Source organism: Actinomyces sp. Z5, from assembly GCF_003287795.1.
GTDB lineage: Bacteria > Actinomycetota > Actinomycetes > Actinomycetales > Actinomycetaceae > Actinomyces > Actinomyces glycerinitolerans.
Map to the genome: position 1 here is coordinate 1 of NZ_QMIN01000023.1, position 19,349 is coordinate 19,349.

A 19,349-nucleotide genomic window follows, 5' to 3' on the forward strand; every position below is an offset into this window, starting at 1 on the left:
GCGGGGATGATCCCGAACCAGGCGCGCGCGACCCTGCGCTGTCGAAGTCGACCCCGCGCGAGCGGGGATGATCCTTGGTGTCCGTCCTCGTCCCATTCCCATGGGCCGTCGACCCCGCGCGAGCGGGGATGATCCGGTGATGCCCCGCCCGAGGCGGCGCCGCACCCGCGTCGACCCCGCGCGAGCGGGGATGATCCTGGCACTACATGATCCGCCGTGAATGCCATTGGGTCGACCCCGCGCGAGCGGGGATGATCCGCCCCACCCCGAGTCAAAGAATGGCCGGATCACGTCGACCCCGCGCGAGCGGGGATGATCCCGCATTCTTATCCACGCCCAGCGCCCACCGCTGGTCGACCCCGCGCGAGCGGGGATGATCCCAGATCGACGACGTCCTCGAAACAAACGCGGGCGTCGACCCCGCGCGAGCGGGGATGATCCCACTGTCGGGAAGCCAACGCTCTCCCCCGTCTTGTCGACCCCGCGCGAGCGGGGATGATCCCAGGCGCAAGCCCCCCAGCCGACGCGGCGGCCGGTCGACCCCGCGCGAGCGGGGATGATCCCCAGCTGCTTTCCGACGCCCCCGCGTTCGCCTCCGTCGACCCCGCGCGAGCGGGGATGATCCGGGTCGCCCATGCGTCCTCCCACGGGTCCTGGCGTCGACCCCGCGCGAGCGGGGATGATCCCGCCAGGTACAGGCCGCTGACGAACAGGGCGGTGTCGACCCCGCGCGAGCGGGGATGATCCGGGACGGCACCACCAACACCGAGATTGTCGGCACGTCGACCCCGCGCGAGCGGGGATGATCCCTTCTGGGACCACGGCCGGGCGACGCAGATCGGGTGGACCCCGCGCGAGCGGGGATGATCCCACGGCCCAAGTTGAGCTTTCTATGACCTCACTGAACAACGTCGACACCGATGGCAAGCCGAAGCGTTGCTTCACGACGCCCCGAGTGAACGCACCTGACCGGGCGGCATGTCGGCGTCCTCACGCCACACTACGAGCATCGGCTGCTCCTGGTCGGCGGCCGCTACCACGATGGCATCCACGACGTCTCGTGTATACGCCCCCAACTGGTTGACCTCCGCTGTCACCCCAGGCGGCGGCGTGCACCCGCCCTTCTCCCATGTTTGGACCGTGCCCTCGGGTACTGCCAAAAGCTCAGCCATGTGCAGGCACAAAGCCCTTTCCACCTAATCCGTGCGAACGAAGGCGGCTCGCATGGGCGTCAGAAACGCATAGGCAGAGGCGAGTTGGCCTGCCCGCAGCGCGTCACGCGCCAAGTGGGGGCTGGCTCTCGCCTCTGTTCGGGCGAGTCTATTCCACATCCCCCACACGCACACCATCATGACCAGCTCAGTATGCTCAGATTGAAGGCGGCAGGCGTTCCACCATGACGCTCAAGCGTTGCGGATAGCCCAGCCGCCTTCGTCACGCTTGTCTCCTGTCTCTCCATGACGTATTGCGAGTCGAGTACGCCGCTTCCCCAGTCAGCCACACACCACCACTCACCCAACGCCGTCCGCCCTCCGGCCCGCCGCCCACACACCCGCCACACCCGGCTACCCTCCTGCCATGACCACGTCCGCCCCCACCGCACCCGCCGACGCCCACCACCTTGTGCTGACCCTGTCCTGCCCCGACCGCCCCGGGATCGTCAACGCCGTCTCCGGCGCGCTGGCCCGACGCGGCGGCAACATCACCGAGTCCAAGCAGTTCGGCGACGAGGCCTCTGGGCTGTTCTTCATGCGCGTACAGGTAATGACCACCGTGGCCCGTGAGGAGTTGGAGAAGGACCTGGCCGAGCTGGCCCGCACCTACTCCATGACCTGGTCGCTGGATGAGGTCGGCCGCCCCATGCGCACCCTGATCATGGTGTCCAAGGAGGGCCACTGCCTGACCGACCTGCTCTTCCGCGCCCGCAGTCAGGGCCTGCCGATCGACGTCGTCGGCGTGGTCGGCAACCATGAGGACCTGCGGCCCGTGGCCGACTTCTACGGCGTCCCCTTCCACCACATCCCGGTGACCAAGGAGACCAAGGCCGACGCCGAGGCTCAGCTACTGGAACTGGTGGACTCCCTGAACGTCGAACTGGTGGTGCTGGCCCGCTACATGCAGATCCTCTCCCCCACCCTGTGCGAGCGGCTCCACGGCGGGGTCATCAACATCCACCACTCCTTCCTGCCCAGCTTCAAGGGCGCCAACCCCTACCGGCAGGCGCACGAGCGCGGCGTGAAGCTGATCGGCGCCACCGCCCACTACGTCACCCCCGATCTGGATGAGGGTCCCATCATCGAGCAGGACGTCACTCGCGCCAACCACGAGGACTCCGTGGAGACGCTGCGCGCCAAGGGGCAGGACGTCGAACGCCGCGTGCTCGCGCAGGCGGTGCGTTGGCACGCCGAGCACCGGGTGCTGCTCAACGGCCTGCGCACCGTCGTCTTCGCCTGACGCCGGCCCCACCCCGGCGCGGGTTTTCCTGACGCCTCTTGAGCCTGCCCGGCGACGGCGAAACACTGACGCCGTGTCCATCGCCCTCGCCCTGCACCTGCTCGCCGCGCTCGCCACCGCCATGGTCGCCGGCTTCCTGGTCATGTACTGCCTGACGATCGGCGGCTTCTTCAGCCATATGGTGCGCACCGGTCAGATCGAGGCTCTACAGCGCCATTACGCGCCCTTCCGACGCCGCACGCATCTGAAGACCACCTACGCAGCGGCCATGCTCCTCCAGTTCTTCGCGTCCGTGGCGGCGCTCGCCGCAAGCTGGCACACGCCCCTGATCGGCCGCGTCCTCGCCGTCGCCGCCCTGCCCCTGTTGCTCACCGTCCACCGGGTCACCGGCTTCACCGAACCGGAGGAGACGCTGGTCTCCGGTCGGCCGATCGCCGACGACGCCGCCGCCCGCTACCTGCGGCTCAACCTGCCGCTGCACGCGCTATACGCCTGCTTCTATACGCTCGCCGCGACCTGGCTGCTCGTCGAGCTCGCGCGCACTTGAGCGGTACGTGCCCATCCACCAGGTCCGCTTCCAGGGTCGCGCCGAACTCGCGCGCGCGTGAGCGGTACTCACCCCTGACGGCGCCGCCGGCGTCGCCCCGTCGAACTCTCGCGCGTGAATGGTCAGTCGTTCCGGTCGGGCCCGGGCACGCCGGCAAGCCCTCTACCGCGGCTTCGCCACCTCAGACCGGCCGCGCGGCAGCCGGTTGAGCCGCTCCGTCATGACCAGGCCCAACAGGGCCAGCGCCAGGAGGTAGAAGGGGAGCAGCCACAGGCCGACCCGGCCGGAGATGAGCCCGAACAGCGGCGGCATGATGGTGGTCCCCGTGTAGGCCGCCGCCATCTGGATGCCGATGATCGCCTGCGAGTTGGCGCGTCCGAAGTTGGCGGGCGTGGAGTGAATGACCGCCGGATACACCGGGGCCGCGCCTATGCCGGCCAGGGCGAAACCGACGAATGACACCTGTCCCAGTGGCAGCGCCACGATCGTCGCGCCGACGGCCCCCAGTAGGAAACCGCCCCTAATGAGCTGCCGGTCCCCGACCCGGTCGGCGAAGAAGCCGCACAGGAAGCGGCCAGCGGTCAGCCCCAGGATGAACAGGGCCCCGAAGGACGCCGCCGTGGATGCGTCAAAGCCCCGGTCGGAGACGAAGAAGGTCGCGCCCCACAGCATGGCCGTCTGTTCGAAGGCGCAGTAGGCGAAGAATGCGAGCAGGACGGAGGGGACCCCGGGGATGCGCAGCGCCGTCCGGAGCGAGACGTGCCCGTCGGCGCCCCCCGCGGCACCACCGCCCCCGGCACCCTCGGCCATCGCGGCGGGCTCATCCTCCGCCGTCGGCTCACCGGGACGGATCGCCGCAACACGGTGCCACAGCGGGAGGCTGGCGAGCAGCACCGCCGCCAGCCCGACCTGCAGCAGGCCGATCGTCCGGTATGCGGCCGACCAATTACCGTCGGCGGACAGGGCCAGACTCATGACGAAGGGACTGATGGACGCGCCCACACCCCAGAAGCTGTGCAGCCAGTTCATGTGCCGCGCCGTGTAGTGGAGGGCCACGTAGTTGTTGAGCGCGGCGTCGACCGCCCCCGCGCCCAGGCCGTAGGGGACGGCCCACAGGCACAGCATCCAGAACTGGCTGGCGGTCGAGAAGCCCAGCAGCGCCACGGCCGTGAGCACCACGCTCACAGTGGTGACCAGCCCCGCGCCGAAACGCCGGGTCAGCCGCTCGGAGGCGAGGGAGGAGACGATGGTGCCGACGGCGATGATGAAGGTGACTCCCCCGGCAAAGGACACCGGTACACCCAGGTCCTCGTGCATGACGGGCCAGCCCGCGCCCACGAGCGAGTCCGGCAGACCGAGACTGATGAAAGCCAGGTAGATGATGGCGAGTAGCAGCAGATACACGAGGAGCCTCTCCGAGCAACGGCAGGCGGCACTGAGCGCCGGGGAGTCGATCAGCACCAATCACGAAATTAACCGACGACGCTATTTTAATAGTCCCTTCCCGGGTTACAAGGGCCGTTCGTCCACATCGCGCCCCACCCTCGCCCACACGGCGGGCCTACGCGGAGTCCTGAGCGAGTGCACCGGCCCCATCGGCCAGCCGCGCGACCGCCAGCCGGTCGACTTTGCCCGGCCCGCGCAGCGGCAGCGCATCGACGACGACGATCCGCTTGGGAGCATGCGCCCCGTCCAGTCGCTGCCGCGCGGCCGCCCGCAACTGCTTCGCCCAGACCCGCCGGTCGCCAGGCTTCGCCGTTGACTCCGGCACGACGGCGGCCGCCACGGCACTGCCCCACTGGGCGTCGGGCACCCCGACGACGCAGGCCTCCGCCACCCCGCCCAGCGCGGTGAGCGCCTGTTCGACTTCGCGCGGAACGACCTTGATGCCGCCGGTGATGATGACGTCATCCACGCGTCCGAGCACGGCCAGGCGCCGTACCCCGTCCGTGCCGTCGATCAGTTTCCCGATATCACTGGTGAGCAACTCGCGGCGGGCATCCGGGTCGCTCCGCTCGCGAAAGACCGCCGCGCCCGCCGACGGCGCCAGCCCCGCTCCCCTCTCGGCGTACCCGTGGGCGAGGACCGGCCCGGCGAGCACGACTCGGCCCACCCCGTCGCCGTCCGGGTTCTCGATGCGCACCTCCACCCCATCCAGCGGCACGCCGTCGTAGACGCAGCCGCCGCCGGTCTCGCTCATGCCGTAGGTCGTCACCACCCGTACCCCGGCGGCGCGGGCGCGCTCCAGCAGGGCCGGGTCCGCGGCGGCGCCGCCCAGCAGGACGGCGTCGACGCGGGCCAAGGCTGCGCGTGCCCGTTCCTGCCCCGGGGCGAGGGCCCGCACCAGCTGGGTGGGTACCAACGAGACGCGCACCGGGTCGCCCGGCCGGGTGGCGAGCGCCCGCGTGATCGCGTCCGCGAGCGCGTCGGGGCTGAAACCGCGCGAGGTGTCCGCGACCACCGGTGCGCGCCCGGCGAGCAGGGAGCGCATCACTACCTGCAGCCCGGCGACATGCTGCGCGGGCAGGGCCAGCACCCAGCTGCCGGGCCCGCCCAGGCGTGCGTGCGTGGCACGCGCGGAGGCGGTTAACGCCCTCATGCTCATGGCCACCAGGGCGCCGGTTCCGGTGGTGGAGCCGGAGGTGCGCAGCAGTAGGTCCACCTCGGGATCGATGGCGGGACCGTGCGGATCCAGGCGCCGGGCCAGGTCGGATTTGACGGCGTCGGCGTCCTCGCCCGGACCGATGGGGACCAGCAGGGGGCGGACTTTCCCGCTTTCCCCGGCGCCCGCCTCGAACCGGTCGCGCAGCGCCGTGATGAAGGCGACGGCATCGTCGGGGCGATTGCCCCCGCGCAGGAGGAACAACGGGCGGGGAAAGCTAGTTGTCGAAGACACAACCACCAGGGTGGCACGCCGACCGGCCGCCGCCATAGCTCCACTAACGGTTAGGCTAGATACGTGCGTGCCGTCCCCTACATCCTCGCGCTGGCGCTGGCCCTCTACGCCCTGCTCGACTGCATACGCACCCCGTCTGAGAACATGCCGGCGCGCCTGCCCAAGCCCATGTGGATCCTGCTCATCCTGGTCATGGCGGTGGTCGGACCGATCGCCTGGATCATCACCTCGCGGGTGCGTGCCGCCGAGGAACGCGGCGGCGAGATCGAGCGCACCGTGTGGTCCTCCAAGGAGCGCGTCGACCTGCACCTGGCGGAGCGCCCTCGCCCGGTTGCACCCGACGACGACCCGGAGTTCCTCGCCCACCTCGAGCAGGACATCCGCCGTCGTCGCCGCGACAAGGACGCGGGCACGAACGACGCCCCCGGCAACCGGAATGAAGACTCCGACAAGAACTCCGACGATCACGGTGCGGATGGCCCGGGCGTTCCCTCAGACGGTTCTCCGACGTCGTGATCCTCCGGCCGACGTCCCGGACAGCATCCGGCAGCACTCAGGCATCGCCCATAGGCGCCGGCAGAGCCGGGCACTCACCGGAAGCTCCAGCACCTGGTTCTCGGGTAGGTGCGCTCGTAGCCTCCTCCCGCGCCGTCAGCTCGGCTCGTAGGGGGCGACGACGATCTCGACGCGCTGGAGCTCCTTGACGTCGGCGTAGCCGGTGGTGGCGAGCGTGCGGCGCAGGGCGCCCATGATGTTCAGGGTGCCGTCGGCGCGGTCCGAGGGGCCGGAGAGGATCTGCTCCATGGTGCCGACGGTACCGACATGGCTGCGGTAGCCGCGGGGCAGCCGCTCATGGCGGGCCTCGGCGCCCCAGTGATAGCCGCCGCCGGGAGCCTCCTCGGCGCGTGCCAGTGCAGCACCCAGCATGACGGCGTCGGCGCCGCAGGCGATGGCCTTGACGACGTCGCCGGAGTTGCCGACCGAGCCGTCGGCGATGACGTGCACGTAGCGGCCGCCGGACTCGTCCATGTAATCGCGGCGGGCGGCGGCCACGTCGGCGACGGCGGTGGCCATGGGCATGTGCAGGCCCAGGACCTGGCGCACGGAGGAGGAGGCCCCGCCGCCCTGGCCGACGAGCACGCCCGCCGCACCGGTGCGCATCAGGTGCAGGGCCGCGGTGTAGGTGGTGACCCCGCCGACCACCACGGGCACATCCAGCTCATAGATGAAGCGCTTGAGGTTCAGTGGCTCGACCGAGCCGGACACGTGCTCGGCGGAGACGACCGAGCCGCGGATGACCAGCAGGTCGACGCCCGCTTCGACGACCGTGCGCCAGTGCCGCTGCGTCTGAGAAGGGCTGAGGCGTCCGGCGACGACGACACCGGCCTCGCGAATCTGCGCCAGCCGGGCGGTGATGAGTTCGGGCTGCACCGGCGGGCGGTAGACCTCCTGCAACACCGCGGTGGCCTGCTCCGGGTCCGCGTTGCGGATGCGCTCCAGGGCGGGGGTCGGGTCCTCGTAGCGGGTCCACAGGCCCTCCAGGTCGAGCACGCCGATGCCGCCTAGTTTCCCCACCAGGATCGCGGTCTCGGGACTCATCACCGAGTCCTGGGGCGAGGCCATTACCGGTAGGTCCACGTGGTAGGCGTCCAGCTGCCAGCCCACGCGCACGTCGCGCACATCGCGGGTGCGGCGCGCCGGGACCAGCGCAATGTCGTCGAAGGAGTAGGCCTGTCGGGCGCGCTTGTCCCGCCCGATTTCGATCTCACCGCTCATGGCGAGCATCGTAGCGAGCATCGCCCCGGACACCTGCGTCTCCGGTCGCGCTATTCGTGTCGGAGGGCGGTGGCACACTCGGCACATGAGCGAGCAACCAGTACCCATGCCGACCACGGCGCCCAGTTCCTGGGCCGCCGGTCCACTGCTCGGATTCGACACCGAAACCACCGGGGTCTCCCCCACCGCTGACCGCCTGGTGACGGCGGCTCTCGTCGCCCGCGGCCCGCGCGGCGCCGACGGCTCGCGGACGCAGCAAATCACCACCTGGCTGGCGGACCCGGGCGTGGTGATCCCCGCGTCGGCCACGGCCGTGCACGGCATCAGCACCGAGCGCGCCCGCGCCGAGGGGCGCCCGGTCGGCGAGGTGCTTGAGGAGGTGGCGGCGACGCTGGCGGCGGCGATGGCCGCGGGCACGCCCGTGGTCGCCTACAACGCCGCCTACGACCTGACCCTGTTGGAGGCCGAACTGACTCGCCATCACCTGCCCACCCTGCGCGCCCGGCTGGGCCGCGAGTTGGGGCCGGTGGTGGACCCGCTGGTGATCGATCGGCGGGTGGACCGCTACCGGAGGGGCAAGCGGCGCCTGACGGACCTGTGCGCCTTCTACGGGATCGACCCGGAGGCGACCGGCCTGCACACCGCGGAGGTGGACGTGGTGGCCACCCTGGATGTGCTCGACGCCATGGCCTACGCCCACCCGGAGATCGCCCGCATCCCGCGCGCGGAACTGATGGCCTGGCAGGCGGCCGCGCACCGCGACTGGGCGGTCTCCTTCAACGACTTCCTGCGCCGCCGTGGCCGCACGCCCGACGTCGACACCGCCTGGCCGCTGCCCGACGGCGTGTGACGGCGCCGACGGCAGGCCGGCCCGCCCAGTCTCGCGGCGCGCCCGGTTGCAGCGCGCCCGCGGTCAGGATGCGCGGCCGGTGTAGTTGGGGGCCTCGACGGTCATCTTCACATCGTGCGGGTGGGACTCCTTGAGCCCGGCCGCGGTGATGCGCACGAACTGGCCGTTGGCCTTCAACTCGGGGATGGTGCGCGCGCCCACGTAGAACATCGACTGGTGCAGACCGCCGACCAGCTGGTAGACGACGTCGGCCAGCGCCCCGGAGAAGGGCACCTGCCCCTCGATGCCCTCGGGAATGATCTTGTCGTCCCCGGAGACGTCGGCCTGGAAGTAGCGGTCCTTGGAGTAGGACTTGCGGCCGCGCGAGCTCATGGCGCCAAGCGACCCCATGCCCCGGTAGCGCTTCCACTGCTTGCCGTTGACGAACACCAGGTCGCCGGGGGACTCGGTGCAGCCGGCCAGCAGGGAGCCGAGCATGACGGTGTCGGCGCCGGCCACCAGGGCCTTGGCGATGTCACCGGAGTACTGCAGGCCGCCGTCGGCGATGAGCGGCACGTCGGCGGGAGTGCAGGCGCGGGCGGCCTCATACACGGCGGTCACCTGGGGCACGCCCACGCCGGCGACCACCCGGGTGGTGCAGATGGAGCCGGGACCGACCCCCACCTTGACGGCGTCCACGCCGGCGTCGATGAGCGCCTGGGCGCCCTCGCGGGTGGCGACGTTGCCGCCGATGACCTCGATGCCGGAGAAGGCCGGGTCGTGCTTGAGCCGGGAGATCATCTCCCGGGCCAGCTTGGCGCCGCCGTTGGCCGTGTCCACCACGATCACGTCGACGCCGGCCTCGGCCAGCGCCCCGGCCCGCTCCCAGGTGTCGCCCCAGTAGCCGACGGCGGCGCCGACCACCAGCCGGCCCGCCTCGTCCTTGGTGGCATTGGGGTACTGCTCGGTCTTGACGAAGTCCTTGACGGTGATCAGGCCGGACAGGCGGCCGTCGGAGTCGACGATCGGCAGCTTCTCGATGCGGTTCTCGGCCAGCAGCGCCTTGGCGTCCTCCCGGGAGATGCCGGTAGGACCGGTGATCAGTCGCTCGCGCGGGGTCATGCACTCGCGCACGGTCAGGGTGTCCCAGCGCTCGGGCGGCACGAAGCGCAGGTCGCGGTTGGTGATGATGCCCAGCAGGTTGCCGGCGTCGTCCACGACCGGCAGGCCGGAGACCTTGTAGTGGCCGCACAGCTCGTCCAGCTGGGAGATGGTGGCGTCCGGGCCGACCGTGACCGGGTCGGAGACCATGCCGGACTCCGAGCGCTTGACGCGGCGCACGTGCTGGGCCTGCTCCTCGATCGAGAGGTTGCGGTGCAGGATGCCGATGCCGCCCTGCCGGGCCATGGCGATGGCCATGTCGGATTCGGTGACGGTGTCCATGGCGGCGCTCAGCAGCGGGGTGGCCAGGGAGATCTTGCGGGTCAAGCGGGAGGTGGTATCGACTTCGGAGGGGATGACGTCGGTCAGCCTGGGCAGCAGGAGGACGTCGTCGTAGGTGAGTCCGGTGGGGGCGAAGATGTCGGGGCTGGTGATCGAGTCGCTCACAGCAGCATCGTAGAGCCCCGGCGGCGCCCACCGCACACGGGGATGCGCCACAGCCCCGGAACAGCCCTGTGGGGCGGCAGGCATGCGCCTACCGCCCCACAGGCAACGTCAAAAACCTCGGCAGGTGCCGGGTCAGCGGGTGACAACCGCCAGCACGTCGCGCGCGGACAGGATCAGGTAGTCCTCGCCGTCGTACTTGACCTCGGTGCCGCCGTACTTGGAGTAGATGACGACGTCGCCTTCGGCGACGTCAACCGGGATGCGCTTGCCGGAGTCGTCGACGCGGCCCGGGCCCACGGCCAGAACCTTGCCCTCCTGCGGCTTCTCCTTGGCGGTGTCCGGAATGACCAGCCCGGACGCGGTGGTCTGCTCGGCCTCGACCGTCTGCACGACGATGCGGTCCTCGAGCGGCTTGATGGAGATCGACATGCGTTCTCCCCTTCTCGCTTCTTGAGTATGGAATGACTGGATGCCGCATCCCGGGAGTGCCGAGCCGCCGTCGCGGGGGTCGGTCCGACACGCGTGAGCTGCGGGTCGCGCGAGAAGCCGAAGCACCTCGCGCGCCGAAAGAGAATCTACGCGCACCGTTAGCACTCAGTCAACGCGAGTGCTAAGACGCGCATCCCGGTTCGCCGAGGGCGTGCCCCCACGGCGCAGCGCGCCCGAGTCTCGGCCACCGGACCGACGGCGCGCACAGTCCGTCGCTCACGCCGCCCGGTTGGCGCGGGTGAAGGCAATGGCCTCCTCCACACTGGTCTCCCGGTCCCCCAGCAGCGGGGTGCGGTTGGTGGCCACATCCCAGGCGGCCTTGACCGCGGCCCCGCGCTCACGCAACCAGCTGTAGGTCCAGGTGGAGCGGTTGGCACGGGCACGCGCGTCCCCGACACCGCTGGCGTCCACGCCGACGGCGCGGCACACGGCCACCGCTCGCGCCTCATGGAAGTCCTGAGTGACAAGGATCGCGTCCGACACGCCGAAGACCCGGCGAGCCCGTACGCAGGTGGCGTAGGTGTCAAAACCGGCGTAGTCGATCGCGATCGCCTCGCTGGGGATGCCGGCCGAGACCAGGTAGTCGTACATGGCGATGGGCTCGTTGTAACTGGCCTGTCCGTTGTCGCCCGACACCAGGATCGCGTCCACCCGCCCCGACTCGTACAGGTCGGCGGCCACGTCCAGCCGGTAGCGCAGCCACGGGGAGGGCTCGCCGGATGAGTAGACGGAGGCACCCAGGACGATGGCCACCGGCGCGGTCGCCTCGTCGTCGGAGGCCCCATAGTCGGTCACATGCCCGGAGGCGGACGCCCACACCCAGGCGTTGGGCAGCGCCACCGCGGCCACCGCGAGCGCCACGATCCCGCCCACGACCCACCGCCAGCGGCGGCGCTTGTCGCGTCGTGCCACGCGTGTCCTCCTTCTCCCGGCCGACGGCCCGGACGTTTCGACTGCGGGCCGAGCGGCCCATACGGACGTGCCAGCGTAGCCCCTGCCGGACGGCGGCGCGGGGATAGTGAGACGGGTCTCCCCGGCGTCGCGCGGGCGGGTCGGCGTGTCATGATTTCGTGCGATGGACGGCTCCGACCTCGCCCCGCTGCTGACCCCCGAGGGTTGGCGGCTGCTCGAATCATTGCCACCCTACGACCCCGACCAGGCCCTCGTACTGTCCGAATCACTGCGCCGCGAGGGCCACTCCCCCGCGCTGGTTTCGGCCGCCCTGACGCAGCAGCGGCTGCGCCGGCGCGCGGCCACCAAGTTCGGCCCCTTCGCAGACCGCATGTTGTTCACGCCCGACGGACTGGAGCAGGCCACGCGACTGGCCGTGTCCGCCCACCACGCCGCCCGCTACGCCCGCGCCGGCAGCCGGTTGGTGGCCGATCTGGGCTGCGGAATCGGCGGGGACGCGCTGGCACTGGCCTCGCTGTGCCCGGGCGTGCTGGCGGTGGAGCGCGACGAGGCGACGGCGGCACTGGCCACCGTCAACCTCACCCCCTTCCCCAACGCCGAGGTGCGGTGCGCCGACGCGCTGGAGGTGGACCTGGCCGCCGCGGGTGTGGACGCCGTCTTCGCCGACCCGGCGCGCCGCTCCGGTGGGCGGCGCATCGCCGACCCCGAGCGCTGGTCGCCGCCACTGCACAGCGTGCTGGCCCTGCGCGAGCAGGTGGCGGCCCTGGGCGTCAAGGTCGCTCCCGGCATCGACCACGCGTCGCTGCCCGCCGACGCCCACGCCCAGTGGGTGAGCGTGGACGGCGAGGTGGTCGAGGCCGGCATCTGGTGCGGCCAGCTCGCCCCGGAGGGCCCCGGCCGCTCCGCCCTGGTGCTGCGCACGGGCGCCGACGGCGGGACCTCCGCCCATGTGCTGGCCGACCCCGACTGCGCCGACCCCACCCGCCCGCCGGTCCAGCTGGACCCGATCGCCGGACCAGAGGCATTGGGGCACTTCATTCACGAGCCCGACGGCGCCGCCATCCGCGCCGGCCTGGTCGCCCACCTGGCGGGACGACTGGGCGCCCACCCGGTCGGCCACCGAATCGCCTACCTGACCGGCGCAACACCTGTCGAGCCGGAGCTGGCCCCCTTCCTGCGCTCCTGGCGGCTGGTGGAGGTGTTGTCGCTCCACCTGAAGGCGCTGCGCTCGCGCGTGCGCACCCGCGGGATTGGCCGCCTGGAGATCCACGCCCGCGGCGTCGACGTCGCCCCCGACGCGTTGCGCGCCTCACTGCATCTGCGCGGGCAGGCCGGGGAGACCTGGCTGCTGACCCGTATCGGCGAGCGCGGCGAGCACGGCCGCTCCCCCCGGGGCGTGGTGCTCGTCGTCGCGCCCGTCGAAGCCACGGCGGCCGCGCCCGGGCCCGCCCCAACGGGTTCGGACCCCGCCGCGCCATCCCCGCTCCCACGCCCGGACCGTTCAGCACCTTAAGCATCCGCGAAACGCCTCCCCCGAAGGAGCTCCGTCATGACACCGACCACGCCCGCATTCACCCGGACGCACCGCGCCCCCCTGATCCACCGCGCGGACCTGCCCTTCGCCCGCTCCGAACGGTCCACACTCGGCATCGAGTGGGAGTTGCAGTTGGTGGACCGCGACAGCCTGGACCTGCGCCAATGCGCCGCGGACATCCTGCGCCTGGTGGGCGAGGACCCGAATATCCACGGCGAGATGATGCTCAACACCGTGGAGCTGGTCTCCGGGGCGCGCCACACGGTCGCCGAGTGCATCGAGGACATCGCGTTGGCCTACGACCGGCTGCTGCCGGTCACCGAGCCGCTGCGGGTTCAGCTGGCCAGCGCCGGCACCCACCCCTTCGCCGACCCGCTGGTGCAGAAGGTCACCGACGCCGAGCGCTACGCCCGCCTGGTCGACCGCACTCGCCTGTGGGGCCACCAGATGCTCATCTTCGGCACGCACGTGCACGTGGGCATTGAGGATCGCAGCAAGGTGCTGCCGATCCTGTCCGCCCTGCTCACCCGCACCGCGCACCTGCAGTGCCTGAGCGCCTCCTCCCCGTTCTGGGCGGGGGATTCCACCGGTTACGCGGACAACCGGGCGATGATGTTCCAGCAGCTGCCGACCGCCGGCGCCCCGCACCAGCTCGGCTCCTGGGAGGAGCTGGAGGGCTTCGTCGGGGACATGGTCCACACCGGTGTGATCGAGGACTTCACCGAGGTCCGCTGGGACGTGCGCCCCTCGCCGCGCCTGGGCACGATCGAGGTGCGCTCCTGCGACGCCGCCACCAACCTGACCGAGTTGGCCGGCATCGCCGCCCTGACTCAGTGCCTGGTGGAGGACTTCTCCCGCCGCCTGGACCGCGGGGAGGAGCTGGACGCACTGCCGCCGTGGTACGTGAATGAGAACAAGTGGCGCTCGGCCCGCTACGGGATGGACGCCATCCTGATCACCGACTCATCCGGCACCGAGGAGCTGGTCACCGACACGGTGGAGCGGATGCTCACCGAGTTGGCGCCGGTGGCCGCGGACCTGGGTTGCGAGACGGAGTTGGAGAGCGTGCGCGCCACCCTGGAGGCCGGCGCCTCCTACCAGCGTCAGCTCGCCGCGGCCACCGCGGCGAGCAGCAACGAGGCGGCCATGCGACTGCTGCTGGAGGAGGTGCGCGCCGGCCGTCCGCTGACCCCCGCGGAGGTTACGGCCCTGGTCGCCGACGGCATCAGTCCCGCCCCCGCGACCCCGGCCCGCCCCTCCCGCAACCGGCGCCGTTAACCCGCCGAGGTCGGTTGATATCCATCGAGGTCGGCACTAATCACGTGCCGAGCTCGGCGAAACAGGAGGCGAGCGGGCGGGAGGCCGATGGGCTCAGTGCGCCACGGGGAGGTCCAGGGGCATGCCGGAGTCGGGGGCGAAGTCCATGGGGCTCGGCTCCACGCCCGCACGCACCGCCTCCGCCCCCAGGGCCGCGATCTGGGCGCCGTTGTCCGTGCAGTATTTCAGCGGCGGCAGCCGCAGGGTGATGCCGGCGGCCTCGCAGCGCTGCGCCGCGAGCGCCCGCAGCCGGGAGTTGGCGGAGAAGCCGCCGCCGATCACCAGGGTGTCGCAGCCGGTGTCCCGGCAGGCCTGCACCGCCTTCGCGGTGAGCGAGTCGTTGACCGCCTCGGAGAAGGCGGCGCACACGTCGGCGGCCGGCACCTCCTGGCCGGCGTCCGCCAGCGACTCCACATAGCGGGCGACCGCCGTCTTCAGGCCGGAGAAGGAGAAGTCGTAGCGGTGGCGCTCGCGGTCCTTGGCGGCGGCCAGCCCGCGTGGGAAGCGAATCGCCTCGACGTCTCCCTCCTGCGAGAGCCGGTCGACGTGCGGGCCGCCCGGGTAGGGCAGCCCGAGCAGGCGGCCGACCTTGTCGAAGGCCTCCCCGGCGGCGTCGTCGAGGGTACTGCCCAGCTCGACGACGTCGGTGGCCAGGCCGTGGATGTCCAGCAGACTGGAGTGGCCGCCGGAGACGATCAGGCCGATGAAGTGCTCGGGGGCGGGGCCGTCAATGAGCTCGTCGACGGCGATGTGTCCGATAACGTGGTTGACACCGTAGATGGGCTTGCCGAGCGACGCGGCCAGAGCCTTGGCGGCGCTGACCCCGACGGTGAGGGAGCCGATCAGCCCGGGGCCGGCGCTCACGGCGATCGCGTCAACGTCGGCCAGGCCGACCCCGGCCCGCTCCAGCGCGGCGTCCAGGGTGGGCAGGAAGGACTCCAGGTGGGCGCGGGAGGCGATCTCAGGGATGATGCCGCCGAAGCGGGCGTACTCGTCCATGGAGGTGGCCACGACGTCGCCGAGCAGTTCACGGCCGCGTACCAGGGCGACGCCGGTCTCGTCGCAGGTGGACTCGATGCCGAGGATCAGTGGTTCACTCACGGCGCCCAAGCGTAGCCGCCCGGCCGGCCCGGTGGATTGCCGGGCCGGGGCACTCCGCTACGGCTCCACGCTCACACGAGCCGCCAACCGGCGGCGCGGCTGCGGTAGTTCCAGAAGTCCTGGTAGGGGCCGGGGGCGTCCACCAGATCGGCGTGGGTGCCGTGCTGAGCCACGCGCCCGTCGGCACCGAGGACGACGACCTGGTCGGCGGCGGCGATGGTTTCCAGCTTGTGGGCGATCACAATCAGTGTGGAGTTGCGGCGCAGCTCCTGCATGGCGGACACGATATGGGCCTCGTTCTCCGCATCCAGGGCGCTGGTGGCCTCGTCCAGCAGCACGATGGGTGCTTGTTTGAGCAGGGCACGGGCGATGGACACCCGCTGGCGCTCCCCGCCGGACAGGGCCTGTCCGCCCTCGCCGACGCGCGTGTCCCAGCCGTCGGGCAGCCGGTCCACGATCTCGGTGACGCCGGCCAGGTCGGCCGCCCAGCGCACCCGGGCCGCATCCGCGCCGAGGTTCCCGATGCGGATATTGGCCTCCAGGGTGTCGTCGAAGAGGTAGACGTCCTGGAAAACCATGGAGATCTGTCCCATGAGCTGAGAGACCGGCATGTCACGCACGTCGGTGCCGCCCACCCGCACGGTGCCGGCGTCCACGTCCCAGAAGCGGGCGACCAGGCGGGCGATGGTGGTCTTGCCGCTGCCGGAGGGGCCCACAATGGCGCACATGGAGTGTGCGGGCACGTGCATGTTCACTCCGCGCAGCACCGGTGTTCCGGCCCGGTAGGCGAAGTGGACGTCGTCGAGCTCGACGGCACCGGGTTCGGACTCCCCGGCGGCGGCGTCCGGCTCCGGCAGCGGGGGCACGTCCATGACGGCGTCAAGATGGTTCATCATCTGGCGGCGCTCCTCGATGCCGGCGGTGGTGGTGCCGATGGCGTCGAGCATGGTGGTGAAGCGCAGGCAGATGCCGATGGTGACGACCGCTTGCAACGGCTCCAAGGCCCCGGAGACGGCCAGGGCCGCTGACAGGGTGATCATGGCGACGATGATGATCTGGACCAGGACTCCGTTGACCAGGTTGCCGGCGGTCTCCCACCACAGGCCGCGGCGGGAGGTGCGGGCCACGACGTCGAAGGCGTCGGCCAGTTGGCGGTAGTCGGTGCCCGCGTGGCAGGAGCGCAACGCCCCCTGGCAGCGGGCGAATTCCACGATGCGGGCGGCGAGCTCGCGTTCGGCGGGCTCGGAAACGGCCTTGCCGCGGTCGATCAGACGGCGGGAGACCCGCAGGAACACCGCCAGCAACGGCGCCGAGCAGGTCAGCAGCAGCCCCAGCCGCCAGTCCCAGACCCAGGAGCCCAGCCAGATGACCACACATCCGGCCACCGTGGTGCTCAGCGAATTCAGGAAGTGTGCCGCCGACTCGGACAGTGACATCATCTCCCGGGAGACGGCCCGAGACATGACACCGGCGGAGTCGGCGGTGAACCAACTCAGCGGCACACGGGCCACCTGATCACCTATGGCGTAGTGGACGTCGTGTTGGAAGCCGAGTGCGCCCGTCATACCGATGCGCTGGCTGAAGTAGTCGCCGACGGCGGCCGCGACGGCGAGGACGGCGAGCACGATCAGCCAGCCACCGAAGCCGAGTCCCCAACTGTTTCGGCCGGTCGCCAGCGCCACTGAGGCCGGCAGGAGGAACAGCAGCGCCAGGCCCGAGAAGATGCCGCTGAGGACTCCGATTCCTATGCCGCCGAGCACCTGGCGCCAGGCGACGGGGCCCATGAGGCGGTGGTACCGGGCCATCAGGGAGCGGGAGACGTCCGGATGTTCTCCGGCCCGGGCGCCGACTGCGGTCGGGTTCACGGTGGTAGGCGTGGCCGAGTTCATGGTTTCAGTCATGGCTGTTCTCCTGGGGGTCGTCGACGTCGATGCCGCCCTGACGCAGCAGCGCCCGGTAGTGGGGTTCGGCCAGCAGCTCGTCATGGGTGCCGGTAGCCACGATGCGGCCGCGGTCCATGACCACGATGCGGTGGGCGCCGCGGACGGCTGCGGGCCGGTGGGCGATCACCAGCACCGTGCGCCCCTTGACCAGCTCCGCCAGGGCCTGCTGAATCTCCGCCTCGGACTCGGGGTCGGCCATGGCGGTGGCCTCGTCGAGCAGGATCACCGGGGTGTCGCACAGGACGGCCCGGGCGATGGCGATGCGTTGGGCCTGCCCGCCGGACAGGGCCGTATCCCGGCCGACGACGGTGTCATAGCCGCTGGGAAGTGTCATGATGAAGTCGTCTATCTGGGCGACGCGGGCGGCGGCACGCACCTGCTCCAGGTCCGCGCCTGGGCGGCCGAGGGCGATGTTGTCGCGAATAGGGGCGTCGAGCAGCTGGGGATCCTGGAGGACGAAGGAGACCGTGTCGTACAGGGTCTGCTCATCCATGTCGCGCAGGTCCACCCCGCCGATGCGCACGGTGCCGGCGTCGGGGTCGGCGAAACGGGCGATCAGGGTCGCCAGCGTCGATTTGCCGGAGCCGGAGGGGCCCAGCAGGGCGGTGACCGTGCCGGCCTCCAGGGCCAGGGAGGCGTCGTCGACGGCGAGGGTCCGCCCGTAGGAGTAGGACACGTGCTCGATCTCCACGCGGGCGCCGTCCGGGCGGCGCGGGTGGACGGCGGCGGGCAGGGTGGGGGCGTCGAGAATGTCGCACAGGCGCAGCGCGGCCGCCCCGGCCTGCTGGTAGGACCAGGAGACGCTGGCGATGGTGACCATGGCTCCGGGCAGCACGAGGGCGATCAGTGTGGTGGTGAGCATCTGCGGCAGCGTGACCAGGCCGGAGCGCGGCAGCAGGCTCCCGCCGCCCAGGTTGACCAGTAGCAGCACCGGGATGGACACCCAGGTGATGGACAAGCAGCTGATATTCATCATCGACATGGCCCAGGCGCGGTAGAACGTGGAGAACTCGTCGCCGGCGCGCAGGTAGGCGGCGTGGGCGCGGCCGACCTGCCCGAAGGCCTTGACCACCCCGATGCCGGCGACGAACTCCACCATGGCGGAGGAGATGTTCTCCAGGCGGCGGTCCATCTCCACGGTCTTCTCATTCATGCCGCGCATGGACAGGGAGTATGTGGCGAAGAACAGCGGGATGGTGCCGATGCTCAACAGTCCCAGCCGCCAGTCGATCCAGAAGGCGCAGGCCAACAGCGCTACCGGGGAGACCACCGCGTTGAGGCGCTCCACCGGCCCGTGTGCAATGACGGTGTGCACGGTGGTGGTGTCGTCCTGCACCGCCTTGCGCAGCCGTCCGGAGGTGGAGGCGGTGAACCAGCTCAGGGGCGTGCGGGTCAGTCGGGCCACGATGTCGCGGCGCAGCCGGTCACGCAGAGCGAGGTCGGCGAAGTGGGTGATGAGCAGGGCCAGGGAGTACAGCAGCAGGCGGGTGGAGTAGGCGCCGATCAGCACCATCACCGTGGCGCGCACGCGCTCCGGGTCGGGGGCAGAGCCCGCCTCGTGCGCCGCCAGCAGGATGTCGCCCAGCTGTACGAGCGCCACATACGGGGCGATGGAGAGCAGCCCGGAAATGACTACGAGCACCTGCCCGAGGCGCAGCCGGGAACGCACCGGCGCACCGAGGCGTTTAACGGCCGCCTGCCCGGCGACGGCGCGGGCCCGGTCGTCGCCGGGGTCGGCGTTGCGACCGCCCCGTCCGGTGCCCTGGTCACGGGGATCGGTATCGGTCGGCGGCCTAGAGACGGGCGGAGAGGCCACCTCCGACGACCGGGCCGGTGATGCGCTCATCGTCGTGGTATGTGCAGCGGGCATGTCTCACGCTCCAATCAAGAATGGTTTTCTCTATTTACTGAGTGCGACCTTAGTTGGCGCCGGAGCGGTGGGC

The 19,349-nt window shown here is 70.9% G+C and carries 16 protein-coding genes and 1 CRISPR repeat array; of the genes, 6 read left to right on the top strand and 10 right to left on the bottom strand.

What is annotated here, in order from left to right; translation table 11 throughout:
- Window positions 1-46: 46 nt before the first annotated feature.
- Window positions 47-870: a CRISPR direct-repeat array (repeat unit 28 nt; unit sequence GTCGACCCCGCGCGAGCGGGGATGATCC).
- A gap of 71 nt (window positions 871-941) precedes the next feature.
- Window positions 942-1,172: a hypothetical protein gene (locus tag DRB06_RS15995; RefSeq protein WP_111890651.1), complete on the bottom strand. Its 231-nt coding sequence runs from the start codon at window positions 1,170-1,172 to the stop codon at window positions 942-944.
- 406 nt (window positions 1,173-1,578) lie between these two features.
- Between DRB06_RS15995 and purU the strand changes: the two genes are divergently transcribed.
- Both purU and DRB06_RS02485 read left to right on the top strand, forming a co-directional pair.
- Window positions 1,579-2,454 (top strand): formyltetrahydrofolate deformylase, encoded by an 876-nt coding sequence (purU, locus tag DRB06_RS02480; protein ID WP_108966291.1) that lies wholly within the window; start codon window positions 1,579-1,581, stop codon window positions 2,452-2,454.
- Between the two features lie 73 nt (window positions 2,455-2,527).
- A complete protein-coding gene (locus tag DRB06_RS02485; RefSeq protein WP_258522119.1) occupies window positions 2,528-3,001 on the top strand; it encodes a hypothetical protein in 474 nt (157 codons plus the stop codon).
- Between the two features lie 162 nt (window positions 3,002-3,163).
- Here DRB06_RS02485 and DRB06_RS02490 read toward each other — a convergent pair whose 3' ends face one another.
- Both DRB06_RS02490 and DRB06_RS02495 read right to left on the bottom strand, forming a co-directional pair.
- Complete coding sequence (locus tag DRB06_RS02490) at window positions 3,164-4,405, bottom strand: sugar MFS transporter (RefSeq protein WP_220092958.1); 1,242 nt, start codon at window positions 4,403-4,405, stop codon at window positions 3,164-3,166.
- Window positions 4,406-4,562: 157 nt separating this feature from the next.
- Complete coding sequence (locus tag DRB06_RS02495) at window positions 4,563-5,897, bottom strand: AMP-binding protein (RefSeq protein WP_234416086.1); 1,335 nt, start codon at window positions 5,895-5,897, stop codon at window positions 4,563-4,565.
- A gap of 63 nt (window positions 5,898-5,960) precedes the next feature.
- Between DRB06_RS02495 and DRB06_RS02500 the strand changes: the two genes are divergently transcribed.
- Window positions 5,961-6,413 (top strand): PLD nuclease N-terminal domain-containing protein, encoded by a 453-nt coding sequence (locus DRB06_RS02500; protein ID WP_073327470.1) that lies wholly within the window; start codon window positions 5,961-5,963, stop codon window positions 6,411-6,413.
- Window positions 6,414-6,548: 135 nt separating this feature from the next.
- On the opposite strand, the gene DRB06_RS02505 is transcribed toward DRB06_RS02500, so the two are convergent.
- On the bottom strand, window positions 6,549-7,673 hold the full coding sequence (locus tag DRB06_RS02505) for a GuaB3 family IMP dehydrogenase-related protein (protein ID WP_073327832.1): 1,125 nt from the start codon (window positions 7,671-7,673) through the stop codon (window positions 6,549-6,551).
- Between the two features lie 85 nt (window positions 7,674-7,758).
- Between DRB06_RS02505 and DRB06_RS02510 the strand changes: the two genes are divergently transcribed.
- Entirely contained in the window at window positions 7,759-8,523 is a 765-nt protein-coding gene (locus DRB06_RS02510) for an exonuclease domain-containing protein (protein WP_111819061.1), read from the top strand.
- Between the two features lie 63 nt (window positions 8,524-8,586).
- On the opposite strand, the gene guaB is transcribed toward DRB06_RS02510, so the two are convergent.
- The 3 genes from guaB to DRB06_RS02525 all read right to left on the bottom strand — a co-directional run bounded on the left by guaB (window position 8,587) and on the right by DRB06_RS02525 (window position 11,511).
- Complete coding sequence (gene guaB, locus DRB06_RS02515; RefSeq protein ID WP_111819062.1) at window positions 8,587-10,110, bottom strand: IMP dehydrogenase; 1,524 nt, start codon at window positions 10,108-10,110, stop codon at window positions 8,587-8,589.
- 132 nt (window positions 10,111-10,242) lie between these two features.
- Complete coding sequence (gene groES / locus DRB06_RS02520; protein WP_073327475.1) at window positions 10,243-10,539, bottom strand: co-chaperone GroES; 297 nt, start codon at window positions 10,537-10,539, stop codon at window positions 10,243-10,245.
- A gap of 276 nt (window positions 10,540-10,815) precedes the next feature.
- Window positions 10,816-11,511 (bottom strand): vancomycin high temperature exclusion protein, encoded by a 696-nt coding sequence (locus DRB06_RS02525; RefSeq protein ID WP_083565315.1) that lies wholly within the window; start codon window positions 11,509-11,511, stop codon window positions 10,816-10,818.
- A 163-nt stretch (window positions 11,512-11,674) separates the two neighbouring features.
- On the opposite strand from DRB06_RS02525, the gene DRB06_RS02530 reads away from it, so the two are divergent.
- Window positions 11,675-13,024 carry a class I SAM-dependent methyltransferase gene (locus DRB06_RS02530; RefSeq protein WP_111819063.1) on the top strand — a complete coding sequence of 450 codons (1,350 nt, stop codon included), beginning with the start codon at window positions 11,675-11,677 and terminating at the stop codon, window positions 13,022-13,024.
- 36 nt (window positions 13,025-13,060) lie between these two features.
- Window positions 13,061-14,323, top strand: coding sequence for a glutamate--cysteine ligase (locus tag DRB06_RS02535; RefSeq protein WP_111819064.1), 1,263 nt, complete (start codon window positions 13,061-13,063; stop codon window positions 14,321-14,323).
- Between the two features lie 93 nt (window positions 14,324-14,416).
- Here the strand turns inward: DRB06_RS02535 and tsaD are convergent, their stop codons facing one another.
- The 3 genes from tsaD to DRB06_RS16810 all read right to left on the bottom strand — a co-directional run bounded on the left by tsaD (window position 14,417) and on the right by DRB06_RS16810 (window position 19,252).
- Window positions 14,417-15,463: a tRNA (adenosine(37)-N6)-threonylcarbamoyltransferase complex transferase subunit TsaD gene (tsaD, locus tag DRB06_RS02540; RefSeq protein WP_073327835.1), complete on the bottom strand. Its 1,047-nt coding sequence runs from the start codon at window positions 15,461-15,463 to the stop codon at window positions 14,417-14,419.
- Between the two features lie 71 nt (window positions 15,464-15,534).
- Window positions 15,535-17,364, bottom strand: a complete 1,830-nt coding sequence (locus DRB06_RS16805; protein WP_309300310.1) for an ABC transporter ATP-binding protein — start codon at window positions 17,362-17,364, stop codon at window positions 15,535-15,537.
- Window positions 17,357-19,252, bottom strand: a complete 1,896-nt coding sequence (locus DRB06_RS16810; protein ID WP_309300319.1) for an ABC transporter ATP-binding protein — start codon at window positions 19,250-19,252, stop codon at window positions 17,357-17,359. The genes DRB06_RS16805 and DRB06_RS16810 overlap by 8 nt, the downstream gene beginning before the upstream one ends.
- Window positions 19,253-19,349: the final 97 nt, after the last annotated feature.

Bases quoted from the DNA above. Each gene is read 5' to 3' on its own strand.
- DRB06_RS15995 (WP_111890651.1), bottom strand. From the start codon at position 1,172: ATGGCTGAGCTTTTGGCAGTACCCGAGGGCACGGTCCAAACATGGGAG.
- DRB06_RS02530 (WP_111819063.1), top strand. From the start codon at position 11,675: ATGGACGGCTCCGACCTCGCCCCGCTGCTGACCCCCGAGGGTTGGCGG.
- DRB06_RS02535 (WP_111819064.1), top strand. From the start codon at position 13,061: ATGACACCGACCACGCCCGCATTCACCCGGACGCACCGCGCCCCCCTG.
- DRB06_RS02505 (WP_073327832.1), bottom strand. From the start codon at position 7,673: ATGAGCGGTGAGATCGAAATCGGGCGGGACAAGCGCGCCCGACAGGCC.
- DRB06_RS16805 (WP_309300310.1), bottom strand. From the start codon at position 17,364: ATGACTGAAACCATGAACTCGGCCACGCCTACCACCGTGAACCCGACC.
- groES (WP_073327475.1), bottom strand. From the start codon at position 10,539: ATGTCGATCTCCATCAAGCCGCTCGAGGACCGCATCGTCGTGCAGACG.
- DRB06_RS16810 (WP_309300319.1), bottom strand. From the start codon at position 19,252: ATGAGCGCATCACCGGCCCGGTCGTCGGAGGTGGCCTCTCCGCCCGTC.
- DRB06_RS02510 (WP_111819061.1), top strand. From the start codon at position 7,759: ATGAGCGAGCAACCAGTACCCATGCCGACCACGGCGCCCAGTTCCTGG.
- purU (WP_108966291.1), top strand. From the start codon at position 1,579: ATGACCACGTCCGCCCCCACCGCACCCGCCGACGCCCACCACCTTGTG.